This window comes from Roseicyclus sp., from assembly GCF_018402035.1.
Lineage (GTDB): Bacteria > Pseudomonadota > Alphaproteobacteria > Rhodobacterales > Rhodobacteraceae > Roseicyclus.
In genome coordinates this window covers 156089-171185 of the sequence record NZ_JAGYJN010000003.1, presented here as the reverse complement: position 1 = coordinate 171185, position 15097 = coordinate 156089, and the positions used below count along the sequence as shown (strand labels likewise).

The 15097-nt window shown below is 61.7% G+C and carries 15 protein-coding genes and 1 riboswitch; of the genes, 7 read left to right on the top strand and 8 right to left on the bottom strand.

Going from position 1 to position 15097, the window contains the following annotated elements:
• The first annotated feature begins 21 nt into the window (after nt 1-21).
• The 3 genes from queG (at nt 22) to KG698_RS06880 (ending at nt 2423) form a co-directional block, all read left to right on the top strand.
• A complete protein-coding gene (queG, locus tag KG698_RS06890; protein ID WP_300983221.1) occupies nt 22-996 on the top strand; it encodes a tRNA epoxyqueuosine(34) reductase QueG in 975 nt (324 codons plus the stop codon).
• Complete coding sequence (locus KG698_RS06885; RefSeq protein ID WP_213684824.1) at nt 993-1856, top strand: SDR family oxidoreductase; 864 nt, start codon at nt 993-995, stop codon at nt 1854-1856. Before queG ends, KG698_RS06885 begins: the two co-directional genes overlap by 4 nt.
• 141 nt (nt 1857-1997) lie before the next feature.
• The gene (locus tag KG698_RS06880) at nt 1998-2423 is read left to right on the top strand and encodes a murein L,D-transpeptidase family protein (RefSeq protein ID WP_367114054.1); all 426 of its coding nucleotides are present in this window, start codon (nt 1998-2000) and stop codon (nt 2421-2423) included.
• Nucleotides 2424-2429: 6 nt separating this feature from the next.
• Here KG698_RS06880 and KG698_RS06875 read toward each other — a convergent pair whose 3' ends face one another.
• On the bottom strand, nt 2430-2987 hold the full coding sequence (locus KG698_RS06875; protein ID WP_300983119.1) for a CAP domain-containing protein: 558 nt from the start codon (nt 2985-2987) through the stop codon (nt 2430-2432).
• A gap of 177 nt (nt 2988-3164) precedes the next feature.
• Between KG698_RS06875 and KG698_RS06870 the strand changes: the two genes are divergently transcribed.
• Complete coding sequence (locus KG698_RS06870) at nt 3165-3761, top strand: L,D-transpeptidase (protein ID WP_213684822.1); 597 nt, start codon at nt 3165-3167, stop codon at nt 3759-3761.
• 147 nt (nt 3762-3908) lie between these two features.
• A complete protein-coding gene (locus KG698_RS06865; protein ID WP_213685003.1) occupies nt 3909-4094 on the top strand; it encodes a hypothetical protein in 186 nt (61 codons plus the stop codon).
• Between the two features lie 58 nt (nt 4095-4152).
• Here KG698_RS06865 and rlmN read toward each other — a convergent pair whose 3' ends face one another.
• Nucleotides 4153-5337 carry a 23S rRNA (adenine(2503)-C(2))-methyltransferase RlmN gene (gene rlmN, locus KG698_RS06860; protein WP_213684821.1) on the bottom strand — a complete coding sequence of 395 codons (1185 nt, stop codon included), beginning with the start codon at nt 5335-5337 and terminating at the stop codon, nt 4153-4155.
• Nucleotides 5338-5426: 89 nt separating this feature from the next.
• Nucleotides 5427-5957 carry an invasion associated locus B family protein gene (locus KG698_RS06855; RefSeq protein WP_213684820.1) on the bottom strand — a complete coding sequence of 177 codons (531 nt, stop codon included), beginning with the start codon at nt 5955-5957 and terminating at the stop codon, nt 5427-5429.
• A gap of 168 nt (nt 5958-6125) precedes the next feature.
• On the opposite strand from KG698_RS06855, the gene KG698_RS06850 reads away from it, so the two are divergent.
• A complete protein-coding gene (locus tag KG698_RS06850) occupies nt 6126-7130 on the top strand; it encodes an asparaginase (RefSeq protein ID WP_213685002.1) in 1005 nt (334 codons plus the stop codon).
• Here the strand turns inward: KG698_RS06850 and KG698_RS06845 are convergent.
• The 4 genes from KG698_RS06845 to KG698_RS06830 form a co-directional block, all read right to left on the bottom strand.
• Complete coding sequence (locus KG698_RS06845; RefSeq protein WP_213684819.1) at nt 7111-8928, bottom strand: ATP-binding protein; 1818 nt, start codon at nt 8926-8928, stop codon at nt 7111-7113. The genes KG698_RS06850 and KG698_RS06845 overlap by 20 nt on opposite strands.
• An 84-nt stretch (nt 8929-9012) precedes the next feature.
• On the bottom strand, nt 9013-10188 hold the full coding sequence (locus KG698_RS06840) for an acetyl-CoA C-acyltransferase family protein (protein ID WP_213684818.1): 1176 nt from the start codon (nt 10186-10188) through the stop codon (nt 9013-9015).
• Between the two features lie 125 nt (nt 10189-10313).
• The gene (serA, locus tag KG698_RS06835) at nt 10314-11909 is read right to left on the bottom strand and encodes a phosphoglycerate dehydrogenase (protein ID WP_213684817.1); all 1596 of its coding nucleotides are present in this window, start codon (nt 11907-11909) and stop codon (nt 10314-10316) included.
• A gap of 101 nt (nt 11910-12010) precedes the next feature.
• Nucleotides 12011-13165: a phosphoserine transaminase gene (locus KG698_RS06830; protein ID WP_213684816.1), complete on the bottom strand. Its 1155-nt coding sequence runs from the start codon at nt 13163-13165 to the stop codon at nt 12011-12013.
• A gap of 302 nt (nt 13166-13467) precedes the next feature.
• Here KG698_RS06830 and KG698_RS06825 point away from each other — a divergent pair, with 302 nt between their 5' ends.
• Nucleotides 13468-13902: a MarR family transcriptional regulator gene (locus tag KG698_RS06825; protein WP_213684815.1), complete on the top strand. Its 435-nt coding sequence runs from the start codon at nt 13468-13470 to the stop codon at nt 13900-13902.
• On the opposite strand, the gene KG698_RS06820 is transcribed toward KG698_RS06825, so the two are convergent.
• Complete coding sequence (locus KG698_RS06820; RefSeq protein WP_213684814.1) at nt 13887-14699, bottom strand: alpha/beta hydrolase; 813 nt, start codon at nt 14697-14699, stop codon at nt 13887-13889. The genes KG698_RS06825 and KG698_RS06820 overlap by 16 nt on opposite strands.
• A 126-nt stretch (nt 14700-14825) precedes the next feature.
• Nucleotides 14826-15021, top strand: a riboswitch (cobalamin riboswitch).
• Nucleotides 15022-15097 lie beyond the last annotated feature (76 nt).

Below are 15097 nucleotides of genomic sequence, written 5' to 3'. Positions count from 1 at the left end.
CGCACGGCGGGCTTTGCCAAGATGGGCATATGCCGCCCCGATGCGATCCCGCAAGCCGCCGCCCGTCTAGCCGAATTCGTGGCCCAAGGGCGGCACGGCCAGATGGCATGGATGGCCGAGCGCATGGCATGGCGTGGCGATCCAAGCGCACTTTGGCCCGACGCGAAATCGGTCATCATGCTGGCCGAACCCTATACCCCAGATGATGACCCGCTGGCCGCCCTTGACCGCCACGACCGCGCCACGATCAGCGTCTACGCGCGCAATCGTGACTATCATGATCTGGTGAAAAAGCGGCTCAAGCATCTGGGCCGTTGGCTTTTGGACCAAGCGCCTGACGCCGAGATCAAGGTTTTCGTCGACACCGCACCCGTGATGGAGAAACCCTTGGCCGAGGCCGCTGGCCTTGGCTGGCAGGGCAAGCATACCAACCTTTTGTCGCGTGATCTGGGCAATTGGTTCTTTCTGGGGGCGATCTTCACCACCATCGACCTACCCCCCGACGCGCCCGAGGATGGGCATTGCGGTAGCTGCACCGCCTGCCTCGATATCTGCCCGACGGGGGCGTTTCCCGCGCCCTACCAACTCGATGCGCGGCGCTGCATTTCCTATCTGACCATCGAGCATAAGGGGCCAGTGAACCGCGATCTGCGCGCGCTGATGGGCAACCGCATCTATGGCTGCGACGATTGTCTGGCGGTCTGCCCTTGGAACAAATTCGCCCAAACAGCCACCGAACTGCGCTATGCCGCGCGCCCGGAACTGGTCAGCCCGAGGCTGGCCGATCTGGCCCAACTCGACGATGCCGCATTTCGCGCGCTGTTTGCGGGCAGCCCGATCAAGCGCATCGGGCGCGACCGTTTTGTGCGCAACGTGCTATATGCGATTGGCAATTCCGGTGATGCGGGGCTGATCTATGCGGCGCAGCGCCTTGTGAATGATCCAGATGAGGCCGTGGCCGATGCCGCGCGCTGGGCGGTAGAGAGGTTGCGATGAAGCTCTTGATCTTCGGCTATGGCTATAGCGCACGCTATCTGGTGGCGGAACTTGCCGCCACGCCGGGGTCGGTGCGCGTGACCACGCGCAGCCCCGACAAGGCCGCGCAGGCGGCCGCGGAGGGGCTGACGCCCCGCATCTTTCCCGGCACCGACATGGCTGATGACATCGCTTGGGCCAGCCACATCTTGATCACCGCCGGGCCAGAGGATGGGCAAGACCCCGTGTTGGCCCATGCGCGCGAGGCAATTGCCGCCCATGCCAAGCGGCTCGACTGGGTGGGTTATCTCTCGACCACCGGGGTTTATGGCGATCACGGCGGGGCTTGGGTGGATGAGGCAACACCGCTTACCCCCTCGACCGAACGGGGCCGCGCGCGGGTGGCGGCCGAGGCCGCATGGATGGAGCTTTACCATCAGCATGGCCTGCCGCTGCACATTTTTCGGCTGGCGGGCATCTACGGGCCGGGGCGTGGACCCTTTGAAAAGGTCCGCGATGGCACGGCGCGGCGCATCATCAAGCCCGATCAAGTCTTTTCCCGTATCCATGTCGCGGATATCGCGCAGGTGTTGATCGCATCCATGGCGCGGCCCGATCCGGGTGCCGCCTATAATCTGTGCGATGACGACCCGGCCCCGCCGCAAGATGTGATCGCGTATGCCGCCACGCTGCTCGGCCTGCCCGAACCGCCTGCAATCCCGTTCGATCAGGCCAGCCTCAGCCCCATGGCTGCAAGCTTTTATGCCGAATCAAAACGTGTCGATAACCGCCGGATCAAGGCCGATCTTGGCGTGCGCCTGCGCTATCCCGATTACCGCACAGGATTGGCCGCACTTTTGAAGCAAGAGCGCGAAAGATAACCCCTCAACAGCGCTGCAAATCTGATCTAGAAGATCGAAAAAAATACTAAGAGCAGGTTTATGGGCATCCTTCAGACACGGCGGTCAACGCTTCTCCTTTTGCTTGCGGCAAGCACAACCGCTGGCTGCATGCAGCCGACATTGAGCACCTCTTCCAGCCCCGAGGTTACCCGGATCGCGGTACATAAATCCAAGCGCCGGATGTATTTGCTTCATCATGACCAGGTCGTGCGCGGCTATGACATCGATCTGGGTTTCGCCCCCGATGGTCACAAGACCCAAGAGGGCGATGGCCGCACACCCGAGGGGCGCTACTACATCGACCGGCGCAACCCCAATAGCGCCTTTTACCTCTCAATCGGCATCAGCTATCCCAACAGCGCCGACCGCGCCCAAGCGGTGACGCGCGGCGTCAGCCCGGGCGGCGATATCTTTATCCATGGCACCCCGCGCGAATTTCGCCGCAAGCGCGATTGGACGGCGGGCTGTATCGCTGTGACCGACCGCGAAATGCGCGAGATCTTTGAAATGGTTCCCATGCGCACGGTGATCGACATCTATCCCTGAAATGCCTCAGCTGGGCGGCGTTGTCACACCGTCGCCCACCACCAGCGTCCACCAGATTTTGCCCGATGGTTCTTGGAAAAAGGCCATGCCAAGATCGCGCGCCAAGGGGTCAACGATCACGGCGCGCGTGTCGGCACGGCCCATCCACGCGGCGATGGTTTCAAGCTCTGATTCGTAAGTTTCGGAAATCGCCTCCCCCAGCACGCCGCCGCGATAGCCCGCCGCCCGCGCCCGGTCGATGGGCGACGACCCGTCCGAGCCGAAATGCCAAGGTCGGTTCTGCATCGCCATATCGCGCGCATGTGTGGCCGCCGCCGCGGTTAATTCCGCGCTAAGCGCCAAGGGCGGCGCACCCGCCGTCGCGCGCAAGGCATTCACACTGTCAAGCATGCGAAACTGGATATGGGCGGTATCGGCGGGATCGATACGATAGATCACCGGCGCGGACCCGCGATCCGGCCCAAGGCCGCTTTGCGCTGGCGGCGCGCTGACGCACCCGGCGAGGGCCAAGGCCAGCGCCACAAGTGGCAATGCAAGACGGGGAAAGCGGAAAGGGGTCATCATAACGCGCATCATTTATCGAGAAATTGTTGTTAATCCGTTTAAATTCGCCGCACCCCGCGCATTGCTGCGCAAGAACCACATGCCTCGCCAAATCGACGCAACACTGCATCATATTTTGCGCAATCGTGTTATCTTTCGCGCAAGAGGCCGTATGGGCCCAATCGACATGAGGCAGAAATGAGCAATTTTCACCCGCGCGCCATGGGCCGCCGCGCTGTTTTGGGCGGCGTGGTCAGCCTCATCGCCAGCCCCGCTTTGGCGCAGGCAACACCGGGCTCGACTGAGTTTGAAACACCTATCGCACAGGGTACGCCGCGCAATATTTCAAGCTTTCGGGCGCTCGATTGGCGGCCCTATTTCACCGACACACAAAATGGCGCGATCTTGGTCGATCTGACCTCGCGCGCGCTGCATTTCTGGAGCGCGGATCGCAGCATCTATCGGCTTTACCCAACCTCTGTTCCGATGAGCGAAGATCTGACACGCCGTGGCCGAACCGAGATTACACGAAAAGTTGATGGCCCCTCGTGGAGCCCGACCCCCGCCATGCGCGCGCGCAACCCAGAGTGGCCGGAGTTCGTGCCGCCGGGCCCCGACAACCCGCTTGGAACCCATGCGCTACACTTAAGTTGGCAATATTACCGCATCCACGGCACCCATGACACGCGAAAGATCGGGCGACGATCCTCCAATGGCTGTGTGGGCCTCTACAATCACCACATCGCCGAGCTCTACACACTCACCCGGATCGGCACGCAGGTGTTGCTAATTTGACGACACCGCGTCAATCCTATGGCACGTGCGATTGCGGGCGCATTGCATTGCGATGTGGTTGCGGCTTATACAATCGCACGAGGTACAGTCTTAGGTGCTCCGACCTTGCGCATGTCGCGTAAAATGGAGCGTATCTTGGAGGATACAATGAAGAAACTCGCTCTCGCTGCTGCTCTTTCGATCGTTGCCACTGGCGCTATCGCGGGCGGCGTTGCTGGCTCGGCAGTCGCACCCGTCGTCATCGCAGAAGATACATCTTCTTCGGCCGGCGGCATCTTGGTTCCGCTTCTGGCGCTTATCTTGATCGCCGCAGCCGTTGCTGCGAACGACTGATTCGATTGCCATCGACAGTTAGGAAAGGGCGGTCCGGTTTCGGGCCGCCTTTTTCGTTTTAGCTATCTAATCCAGCCTCGGCCGCGATCTCGGCGCGCGATTTGCGTGCGCGCTCGGTCGCTGATTTCAGCTGGCCACAGGCGGCCATGATATCCTCGCCGCGCGGGGTGCGAATGGGGCTGGCATAGCCCGCCTTATAGACGATATCGGCGAATCGTTCGATCCGCTCCCAATCCGAGCGTTGATAGGGCGCGCCGGGCCATTCGTTAAAGGGGATCAGGTTGATCTTGGCGGGGATACCCGCGATCAGCTTGACCAGACGCCGCGCATCCTCGTCGCTATCGTTCACATCCTTGAGCATCACGTACTCAAAGGTGATTCGCTCGGAATTGCTGGCCTTGGGATAGGCGCGCAGCGCATCGAGCAATTCCGCGATGTTCCAGCGTTTGTTGATCGGCACAAGCTTGTCGCGCACCGCATCGGTGGTGGCGTGAAAGCTAATGGCCAGCATGCAACCGATCTCATCGGCGGTGCGCGCGATCTCGGGCACCACACCCGAGGTCGACAGCGTGATCCGCCGACGGCTCAGCGCGATGCCCTCGCCATCCATGGCGATCTTCATCGCATCGCGCACATTGTCGAAATTATAGAGCGGTTCACCCATGCCCATCAGCACGATGTTCGAGATCAGCCTTGGCCGCTCGCCCATGCCTTCGCCGGGTTCGGGCCATTCGCCAAGATCATCGCGCGCCATCATGACCTGACCGATAATCTCGCCCGCGGTCAGGTTACGCACCAGTTTTTGTGTGCCGGTATGGCAGAACGAACAGGTCAGCGTGCAACCCACTTGGCTGGAAATGCACAGCGTGCCGCGATCCACCTCGGGGATATAGACGACCTCGACCTCATGGCCGCCCGCGATCCGCACCAGATATTTCCGCGTCCCATCGGCCGAGATATCGCGGCGCACAACCTCGGGGATGTCGATCACGAAATGCTGGGCCAGTTCGGCGCGATAGCCCTTGGCCAGATTGGTCATGACGTCGAAATCACGCGCACCCCAGATATAAAGCCATTGCCAGATCTGGGTGACCCGCATCTTGGCTTGTTTCTCAGGGGTTCCCGCCGCGATCAACGCCGCGCGCATCCCATCGCGCGTCAACCCGATCAGGTTAACCGGCCCTTCGGGCAGCTTGCGCGGAATGGTCAAAACATCCTGCGTGATAGGCGCAGAGGCGGACATGGGCGTATTCCTTTGTGGACCCGCGCCAAATACAGGCATTGCCCGCCCCTGCAAAGGGGTTTGCAATCATGCGAAACGCTGCGCCGGGTTTAGCCCGAACAGCGCGTCTCGGCATCCTCGACCGCGGCGGTAAAGCCCAACAGCGAGAATGTGTCTTGCGTCTGGGTGCCCCGGCTTGAGCGCGCGGTCAAAACCGCATCCGACCCACGCTTCATCGCGGTGATGATCCGCTGATCATCCTGCGGCGAGGCGGCCCATGCCATTTCAGCATCGGTGAACAGTTCAAAGCTGGCATCGCCAATTTTCATCGTCACGGTCGAGCCATCGGCAAATGGGTAGCCGCCGGTGAACGAGACCTCACCAAGCCGATCTTGGCCGGGCCAAAAACTGACGAACATCAGGATTTCGCCGCGATTAACCGACACCACGCGCCCGTCGCGGGTATTGACCGTTTCGCGCGGCATCGACACCACCCAACATTGGGTTGGATCATCTTCGACGAAAACGGACCAATCCGTCTGCGCCCCGACGCGATTTGTAGATGTTTCTTGCGCCACAGAGGGGCCAGCCGCAATCGCCAGAACCGCCCCCGCCAAAATACCGACAAGCCAGTGTTTCATATGTTTCAGAGCCTCCGCCCCATCTGCCTCTGGTCTGCGCCCGCTTTTTGGTTCACGTAATCGAGGGGCGGCCAACCTTATCGTGCATGAACCTAAAGGAAACTGCGCCGCAGAAAAAGCCCCGGTAGCGGAAAATCGCCGGGTCGTGAAGCAAAGAGAGAGATGAAGATGAACGCAGAGCGGTTGGTCGAGGTCTGGCGGGGCGATTTTTGCGAAAGCGTTCACAACGGCCATGTCGCGGTCTGGCATGCCGATGCAGGGCTGATCTGGGGTTTGGGCGATGTCGCGGGCACGATTTTGCCGCGTTCATCGTCGAAGATGGTGCAGGCTTTGCCGCTGATCGAAAGCGGCGCGGCCGATGCCTATAGCTTGCGTGATGCGCATCTGGCGCTGGCCTGCGCCTCGCATCAGGGGGCGGCTGTCCACACCGAGATGGTCACGCGCTGGCTGGCCGATCTGGACCTGTCCGAGGCCGATCTGCGCTGCGGTGTGCAATGGCCAAATGACACGCCCGCCCGCGATGACCTCATCTGTACCCATTGCGGCCCCGATCAGCGCCACAACAACTGTTCCGGCAAACATTCAGGCTTTTTGACGCTGACCAAACACCTCAAGGCTGGGCCGGAATATATCGACCCTGACCACCCGATCCAGCGCATGATCAAATCGGCATGGGAGGATGTGACCGACGCGGCAACACCGGGCTATGGCATCGATGGCTGCTCGGCCCCCAATTTCGCCTCAAGCCTATCGGGTTTTGCCCGCGCATTGGCGATGTTCGCCGCCGCCCAAGACGGTGTTGATGCGCGCCAATCGGCGATGGTGCGCCTGCGCAACGCGATGATGGCCCATCCGCATCTTGTGGCGGGCGAGGGGCGCGCCTGCACCAAGCTGATGCGCGTGATGGGCAACCGTGCCGCGATCAAAACCGGGGCCGAGGCGGTCTTTGCCGCGATCATCCCCGAACATCGCATCGGCGTGGCCCTCAAGATCGCCGATGGCAGCACCCGCGCCTCCGAGGCGGTGATTACCCAGATCCTTGGCGCGCTGGGCGTGATCGACCCCGCCGACCCGGTCGCGCGGTCCTATACCCATGGGCCAATCCAAAATTGGCGCGCGGTCGAGACAGGCCATTACCGCCTGACCGAGGCACTTACGCGTTGGCGGCCTTGAGCCCCGCAATCACACCGCAATCGGGCGGTGCATAGCGGCGGATCATGTCATGCAACAGCGTCTTGTCGAGCGGTTTGGTCAGGCATGCGTCAATCCCCGCGGCCAGAATACGGTCGCGGTCACTCTCCATCGCATGGGCGGTCATTGCGATGATCGGCACAGGCGGCAAGCCCATTTGCACCTCATGCGCACGAATGGCACGCGCCAGCGCCATCCCATCCATCTCCGGCATCGAGATATCGGTCAAGATCAGGTCAGGCCGCCCTTCATGATAGCGCGCAAGCGCAAGCGCGCCGTTCTCGACCAGATCGAGTGACAGATCCACACCCTTGAGCATGGCGCGAAAGACAAGCTGATTGGTCTTGTTATCCTCAGCCGCCAGAACATGCAGGCCACGCTTGGCGGCAATGGGTGGTTCCTCGGGCGGCGCAGGGTCGGCTGCTACCGCCGGATCGCGCCCAAAGGGCAGCGATAGGCCAAAGGATGACCCCTGACCCAGCGCCGACGTCAGCCAGATCTCACCCCCCATCAAGGCCACAAGCTGCCGCGTGATGGCCAGACCCAACCCCGTGCCGTCAAAGCGGCGCGTCGCCTGCGCCTCGACCTGATTGAATTCGCCAAAAATATGGGCCTGCATCTCGGGGGCGATACCAATGCCCGTATCCTCGACCACGATCCTGACGGGCAAGGTCTCGGGCTGCGCGGCATCCGGCACACCGATCACGCGCACCGTGACATGACCGGCTTCGGTGAATTTCACCGCATTGCCGATGAGGTTGGTCAGGATCTGCCGCACCCGCCCCGGATCACCGACCATCCGCGCGGGCAAGAACATGTCGTAATCAAGGACCAAGCGCAGATCCTTCCCCTCTAGCCCGGGGCGCATCAGGCGAAAGATCTCATCGATCAGATGGCGCAGATCAAAGCTTTCGAGATGCAAAAGCATCTTGCCCGCATCGATCTTGGAGTAGTCGAGAATGTCGTTGATGATCGTCAACAGCGCCGTGCCCGAGTTCTGGATCGTCTCGGCATAAAGGCGCTGTTCATCGCTGAGGGCGGTATCGCGCAACAAGCCGGCCATGGCGACGACGCCGTTCATCGGCGTGCGAATCTCATGGCTCATATTGGCAAGGAAGGTGGATTTTGCCCGTGTCGCGGCCTCGGCCCGGTCGCGGGCATGTTCAAGCGCGCGCGCGCGGCGGATCGTGTCGGTGATATCGACAGCCAAGCTGACCATGTCACCTTGCGGTGTGCGCTTGTCGATCAGCCGCACATAGACGCCGTTGAATAGCCGAATATCGGTCTGGGTGATGCTTGCCCCCTCCCAGCGGGCGATCATGCGATCAACCCAATCATCGGCATCTTCGCCTTGCAGATCGATCAGCCCCTCATCGACCGCGATGCGCAAGATCGCCTCATAGCTGGCACCGGGGGCAACATCGGCAACACCGTCAAACGCCCCAAGCCATGCCGGATTGGCCACCGCCAAACGCCAGTCACGGTCGAAGATGGCAAAACCATCCTCAACCGCGCTCAGCGCATCCCACAAACGGCGCTCAGCGATCACGGCCTTTTCGGTCGCCACCTCAAGCGCGGCTTGCGTGCGTGTCGAGCGCCCGATCAGCGCGGCGTTTTCTTCACGCTGGGCAATGACGGTATGCGACAGCGCATGGGCATGTTCGGCCAGCTTTTTATTGGCGGAATACAACTCCTCCGAGCGTTGGGCGAGCAAGCGCTCGGCCTGTAGCCGGGCGCGGCGTTCGCGCGCGAAACGTTCGTCAAACCCACTGATGCCCATGCCGCTGACACGCCCCGAAACCAATGGGCCTGTTGTGGCAGTGCATGCTGAAGAAGCGGTTAACCCCGCCTATGCAAAGCGCGCCTAGACCCGCTCAATGGCCAGCGCGATGCCCTGACCGCCGCCGATGCACATGGTGATCAGCGCGCGATGGCCTTGGGTCCGCTCAAGCTCGTAAAGCGCCTTGATCGTGATGATCGCGCCTGTCGCCCCCACCGGATGGCCCAGCGCGATAGCCCCGCCGTTGGGGTTCACACGGGCGGGATCAAGGCCAAGCCCTTTGTTCACGGCCAAGGCTTGCGCAGCAAAGGCTTCGTTCGATTCGATCACATCGAAATCGGTGATCTTCAGGCCCGTGCGCGCCAACAGGTTTTCCACCGCAGGCACCGGGCCGATGCCCATCACCTCGGGGCGCACACCCGCATGGGCATAACCCAAGATCCGCGCGCGGGGTTTCAGCCCCGCCTTGGCCGCCGCATCGGCCCGCGCCAGAACAAGGGCCGCCGCCCCGTCATTGATGCCGCTGGCATTACCCGCGGTCACGCTGCCGTCTTTCTTGAACACGGTCTTCAGCCCCGCCAGCGCGTCAAGGCTGGTGGCCTTGGGGTGTTCGTCGGTGGCAAAGGGGACCATCTCGCGCTTCACCATCACCTCGACCGGCACGATCTGATCGGCAAAGCGCCCCTCGGCAATCGCGCGCGCGGCGCGGGCTTGGCTTTCAAGCGCAAAGGCATCTTGCGCTGCGCGGCTGATGTCATGCTCGGCCGCCACATTCTCGGCCGTCACCCCCATATGCCCGGTGCCAAAGGGGCAATGCAGCGCGCCGATCATCATATCAAGCGCGCGCACATCGCCCATCTTTTGCCCGAACCGCGCCGCTTGCAGGATATGCGGCCCATTCGACATGCTTTCCGCACCACCCGCTAAACCGAAGTCGGCGTCACCCATCGCCAGCGATTGAATGACCGACACAATCGCCTGCGCGCCCGAGCCGCACAGACGGTTGACATTCATCGCCGGTGTGGTGTCGGGAATGCCCGCTTCCATCGCCGCGATACGCGACAGATACATGTCGCGGGGTTCGGTGTTGATCACATGGCCAAAGACCACATGCCCGATCTGGGCACCCGCAACGCCTGCGCGCTCCAACGCCGCGCGGGCCGCAAGCGCGCCCAGCTTTGTGGGCGGCACGGCGGCCAAACTGCCGCCAAAGGTGCCGATTGCGGTGCGCGCGCCTGATAGGATGACGATCTCGTCCATGTGCCACTTCTCCCTGATGCTGGGCGGCGCGCGGAACGGCCGCCGCAAAACCTGTTGCACCTTTTGTGGCGCAGAGTGGCGGCCCGCCGCAAGTCAATGCGACGGGCCAAATGCAAATGCGCGCCTTAGACCGCGTCGAATACCAAGGGGCGCACCTGTTGGAACACACCTGTGGCGCGGAGCGCCGCCAAGGCCGCCCCATCGGGTGCCTCGTCCAGATACAACAGCGCGATAGCATCGCCATCACGGCCCGACCGGCCCAAGGTGAAGTTGGCGATATTCACCCCATGCTCGCCCAAGGTGCGGCCCAAGGTGCCGATCACGCCGGGCACATCGCGGTTGGTGGTGTACAGCATATGCGCCCCGATCTCGGCATCGATATTGATGCCCTTGATCTGGATAAAGCGCGGCTTGCCATCCGAAAACACCGTGCCCGCGATCGAACGCGTCCGCTCATCGGTCACCACGACCAGCCGGATATAGCCGTCGAACACGCCGGTCTTGTCTTGCGTGGTGGTCGAGATTTCGATCCCGCGATCCTTGGCGATGATCGGGGCCGAAACCATGTTCACATCGGGGTTCGTGGCCTTCATCACGCCGGCAATCGCGGCGCAGTTCAGCGCCTTGAGGTTCATATCCTTAGAGATACCGTTATAGACCACCTCGATCGACTGGATCGGCTCTTCGGTCAGCTGACCGGCGAAAGCACCCAGATGCTCGGCCAGTTTTAGCCATGGGCCCATGATCCGCGCCTCTTCGGCGGTGACCGATGGCATGTTCAGCGCGTTGGTCACAGCCCCCGTCAGCAGGTAATCGGCCATCTGTTCGGCCACTTGCAGGGCCACGTTTTCCTGCGCCTCGGTGGTGGCGGCACCCAGATGCGGGGTGACGACAACATTGGGCAGGTTGAACAGCGGGTTCTCCGTAGCCGGTTCCTCGGCGAAAACATCGAAGGCCGCGCCCGCGACATGGCCCGATGTGATCAGCGCGGCCAAGGCCGCCTCATCGACCAGACCGCCGCGCGCGCAGTTGATGATGCGCACGCCCTTCTTGGTCTTGGCGAGGTTCTCAGCCGAGAGGATATTGGCGGTCTTCTCGGTATAGGGCACATGCAGCGTGATGAAATCTGCGCGCGCAAGCAATTCGTCGAGTTCCAGCTTGGTCACGCCGATCTGGGTCGCGCGTTCCTCGGAGAGGAAGGGGTCATAGGCCACCACCTTCATCTTGAGGCCCAAGGCGCGGGCACAAACAATCGCGCCGATATTGCCCGCACCGATCACGCCCAGCGTCTTGCCGGTCAACTCCACACCCATAAAGCGGGATTTTTCCCACTTGCCCGCATGGGTCGAGGCATTGGCCTCGGGGATTTGGCGGGCAACCGCGAACATCATCGCGATGGCATGTTCAGCGGTCGTGATCGAATTGCCAAAGGGCGTATTCATCACGATGATGCCCTTTTTCGACGCTTCGGGGATGTCGACATTATCGACACCAATACCGGCGCGCCCGATCACCTTGAGGTTGGTGGCAGCGGCGATAATCTTTTCCGTCACCTTGCTGGCGGAACGGATTGCCAGACCGTCATATTCACCAATAACGGCCAGCAGCTTTTCTTTGTCTTTGCCGATCGAGGGGTCAAAGGTGACATCGATCCCGCGATCTTTGAAAATCTGAACGGCGGCATCCGACAGGCTGTCAGAAATGAGAACTTTGGGGGCCATGGTGGGCACTCCATTTATGGATGGATGAATGGTGGGTTGCACCCACCCTACGCGGGTGGGCGAAATCGTAGGGTGGGTGAAACCCACCATCTGTCAGGATGTCAGGCGGCCTCGGCCAGCGCGGCGATCTCGACCGCGAAGGCCCAATCAAGCCATGGCAGCATGGCCTGAATATCGGCGGTCTCGACCGTGGCACCGCACCAAATGCGCAAGCCGGGAGGCGCGTCGCGGTAGGCGCCGATATCCAGCGCCACGCCTTCCCCCTCCAACCGCTTGGCCACCGCCTTGGCAAAGGCCGCGCCATCGGTGATCCGCGGATCGGTGAATTTCAGACACACGCTGGTATTGGACCGCGTTGCCGGATCAACCGCCAGATTGTCGATCCAATCGCGGGCATCGCAGAAATCGAAAATCGCTTTCGCATTGGCATCGGCGCGCGCCATCAAGGCGGGCAGCCCACCGATGGATTGGCCCCACGCCAGCGCGACCAAGTAATCCTCGACCGCCAGCATCGAGGGGGTGTTGATCGTCTCACCGACGAAAATCCCCTCGATCAGCTTGCCGCCTTTGGTCATGCGGAAAATCTTGGGCAGGGGCCATGGTGGCGTGTAGCTTTCCAGCCGTTCCACCGCGCGGGGGCTGAGGATCAGCATCCCATGCGCCGCCTCGCCACCCATCACCTTTTGCCACGAAAAGGTGGTGACATCGAGTTTGTCCCACGCCAAATCCTGCGCGAACGCGGCACTTGTCGCATCACAGATGGTCAGCCCCGCGCGATCCGCCGGGATCGCATCGGCATTGGGCAAGCGCACGCCCGAGGTGGTGCCGTTCCATGTGAAAACGACATCCGTGTCGAAATCAACTTGGGTGAAATCGACGATATGGCCATAATCGGCCTTGAGAATGGTGGCGTCGAGCTTGAGCTGTTTGACAGCATCGCTGACCCATTCCGCGCCAAAGCTTTCCCAAGCGACCATGGTGCAGGGCCGTGCGCCCAAGAGCGACCACATCGCCATTTCGACAGCACCGGTGTCAGATGCGGGCACGATACCGATCCGGTAATCGGCAGGCACACCCAAAATGGCGCGCGTCTGTTCGATTGCGGCCTTGAGCTTGGCCTTGCCCACGGCGGCGCGGTGCGAGCGGCCAAGCGCTGCATCAGCCAGCAGATCAAGCGTGAATGTCGGGGGTTTGGCGCAAGGGCCAGAAGAGAAACGCGGGTTAGCCGGCCGCGTGGCCGGAGCAGTCATTGCCATAATGTGATACCCTCACAGATATGTGCCCCTCGTTGGGGAGGGGTGTCCCACCGCGGCGAATACGGCCAGCGCGCGGGGGATACAAGCCGGAAATTGACGGCCAAGCGTCGCTTTTTCACATTTTCTTGGAAAATTATTGCCAATCGGAAACGGCGTCTATCGATCCGCGCCAAAAGCGCCCACCGGGGCAATCGCAATAAACTGTCTAGTCAGCCTTACAATTTACTTGCCCAAATAATCGAGTCGGCATTAAACTTAAAGATGAAAGCAATTAGACAATACAACCTAGGATTGGATGGCGCGTGAGAGACCAAGCACAAACCCTTCCCTTTGATCTAACGGATTTCCTGCCGTTCCAGATGTCGGTCATCGCCGGGCGCGCCTTTCAAAAGATCATGGAAAGCGCGGGCATGCAGGTGCCGGAATGGCGCATCATGATGGCGCTGCCGCGTCACCAGCCCTGTTCCAGCCATGATCTGTGCATCTTGACCGCGATGGATGCCGCCCGTGTCAGCCGCGCCCAGCGGCGGCTCGAAGACCTCGATATGATCTTGGTCGTGCGCGACACAGCCGACCGCCGCCGCCTTGTGGTGAAACTCAGCGACAAAGGCACGGCCGAGGTTGCGCGGCTCAAGTTCGTCGCCCGCGAGATCGAGACCGCACTTCTTTACGAATTGGGGCCAGAGGATCGCTCGAACCTCAAGACCGCGATTGGCGGGCTTTACGAAAAGCTGTGATCGAGCAAGGCGCGGGTCAGCACCCCCTCGGGGTCGGCCAGCGCATCGATGACGTCGAAATGATGCTTGCCCGCAAGCTGCATGGCCCGCGTCTCGGCCCCAAGCCCCCACCAGATATTGGCCAGTAGATCGTTTTGCCTGATGAATTCAGGCCGCTCACCGCTGCCCACCGCACAGGTCAGGCGCAGCCCGGCAAGCGGGCGCTGCAAGGCCGGGCTTTCGGCCACAGCCTCGACCGGATCAAGGCGCAGTGTTGCGTTCATGCCCGTGCGCAAAAGCGGGCGCAGATCATGCACCCCCGAGACCGAGACGATATGGGCGATTCGCGCCGCCACCTCGGCTTGCAGCACACCCTCACAACCCAAGCGTGTGACAAGATGCCCCCCCGCCGAATGCCCGGTCAGCCGGATTGGCCCTTCCACAGTGGCGGCGGCCATGGTCACGGCGCGCGCAACCTCGGCGGTGATCGCGGCAATACGCGCCTCGGGGGCAAGGGTGTAGCTGACCACTGCCACGCTTTGCCCATGCGCCAAAGGCCCCGCCGCAAGAAAGCCGAACTCCTCGGGCGAGAAGCGCATCCAATAGCCGCCGTGCACGATCACTGTTAGACCCTGTGATGCGGTTTTGGGTCGATAAAGATCAACGAATTGCCGCGCACCACTGCCATAACTCAGCCGCTCTGGGGGATGGTCCGCGCGCAAGCGCTGGCTGCGGTCGGGCCAATCGCGCAGGAATATCTCGGCCCCCGGAATATGGGCGGCATTTGCATAGGCATCGTCCCAATCGCTGATCGGCATGGCGGCTCCTCTCTCTTTGGGTGACAGCAAGACCCAAGCTGATGGCGGATGCAACGGGGCGGCGATGAATTCGCAATCAGCCCATGACAGGTCGCCTGTGGGCTTGCCTTGCGCCTGCATCCACCGCTATCAAGAGGATGCTTCGGTCCGGATGTCACAACCATTCGGTGAAAAGGGAACGCGGTGTAAATCCGTGACTGCCCCCGCAACTGTAAGCGGCGAGCGAAACCGGCATATGCCACTGGGGCCACAAACCCCGGGAAGGCCCGGTTCTCGCGATGACCCGCGAGTCAGGAGACCTGCCGAAGTGATCACCCTGTCCGGGCGCGGTGGGCGCTATGGGCAACGGACCCTTCCGTTGTGGTGACGCCTCGCCGTTCGCGGGAGGGTCACGGCCG

What these genes read in the sequence shown, in the direction of transcription:
- queG (WP_300983221.1), top strand. Translation starts at nt 22, where the DNA reads ATGGGCATATGCCGCCCCGATGCGATCCCGCAAGCCGCCGCCCGTCTA.
- KG698_RS06885 (WP_213684824.1), top strand. Translation starts at nt 993, where the DNA reads ATGAAGCTCTTGATCTTCGGCTATGGCTATAGCGCACGCTATCTGGTG.
- KG698_RS06875 (WP_300983119.1), bottom strand. Translation starts at nt 2,987, where the DNA reads ATGATGACCCCTTTCCGCTTTCCCCGTCTTGCATTGCCACTTGTGGCG.
- KG698_RS06870 (WP_213684822.1), top strand. Translation starts at nt 3,165, where the DNA reads ATGAGCAATTTTCACCCGCGCGCCATGGGCCGCCGCGCTGTTTTGGGC.
- KG698_RS06865 (WP_213685003.1), top strand. Translation starts at nt 3,909, where the DNA reads ATGAAGAAACTCGCTCTCGCTGCTGCTCTTTCGATCGTTGCCACTGGC.
- rlmN (WP_213684821.1), bottom strand. Translation starts at nt 5,337, where the DNA reads ATGTCCGCCTCTGCGCCTATCACGCAGGATGTTTTGACCATTCCGCGC.
- KG698_RS06855 (WP_213684820.1), bottom strand. Translation starts at nt 5,957, where the DNA reads ATGAAACACTGGCTTGTCGGTATTTTGGCGGGGGCGGTTCTGGCGATT.
- KG698_RS06850 (WP_213685002.1), top strand. Translation starts at nt 6,126, where the DNA reads ATGAACGCAGAGCGGTTGGTCGAGGTCTGGCGGGGCGATTTTTGCGAA.
- KG698_RS06845 (WP_213684819.1), bottom strand. Translation starts at nt 8,928, where the DNA reads ATGGGCATCAGTGGGTTTGACGAACGTTTCGCGCGCGAACGCCGCGCC.
- KG698_RS06840 (WP_213684818.1), bottom strand. Translation starts at nt 10,188, where the DNA reads ATGGACGAGATCGTCATCCTATCAGGCGCGCGCACCGCAATCGGCACC.
- serA (WP_213684817.1), bottom strand. Translation starts at nt 11,909, where the DNA reads ATGGCCCCCAAAGTTCTCATTTCTGACAGCCTGTCGGATGCCGCCGTT.
- KG698_RS06830 (WP_213684816.1), bottom strand. Translation starts at nt 13,165, where the DNA reads ATGGCAATGACTGCTCCGGCCACGCGGCCGGCTAACCCGCGTTTCTCT.
- KG698_RS06820 (WP_213684814.1), bottom strand. Translation starts at nt 14,699, where the DNA reads ATGCCGATCAGCGATTGGGACGATGCCTATGCAAATGCCGCCCATATT.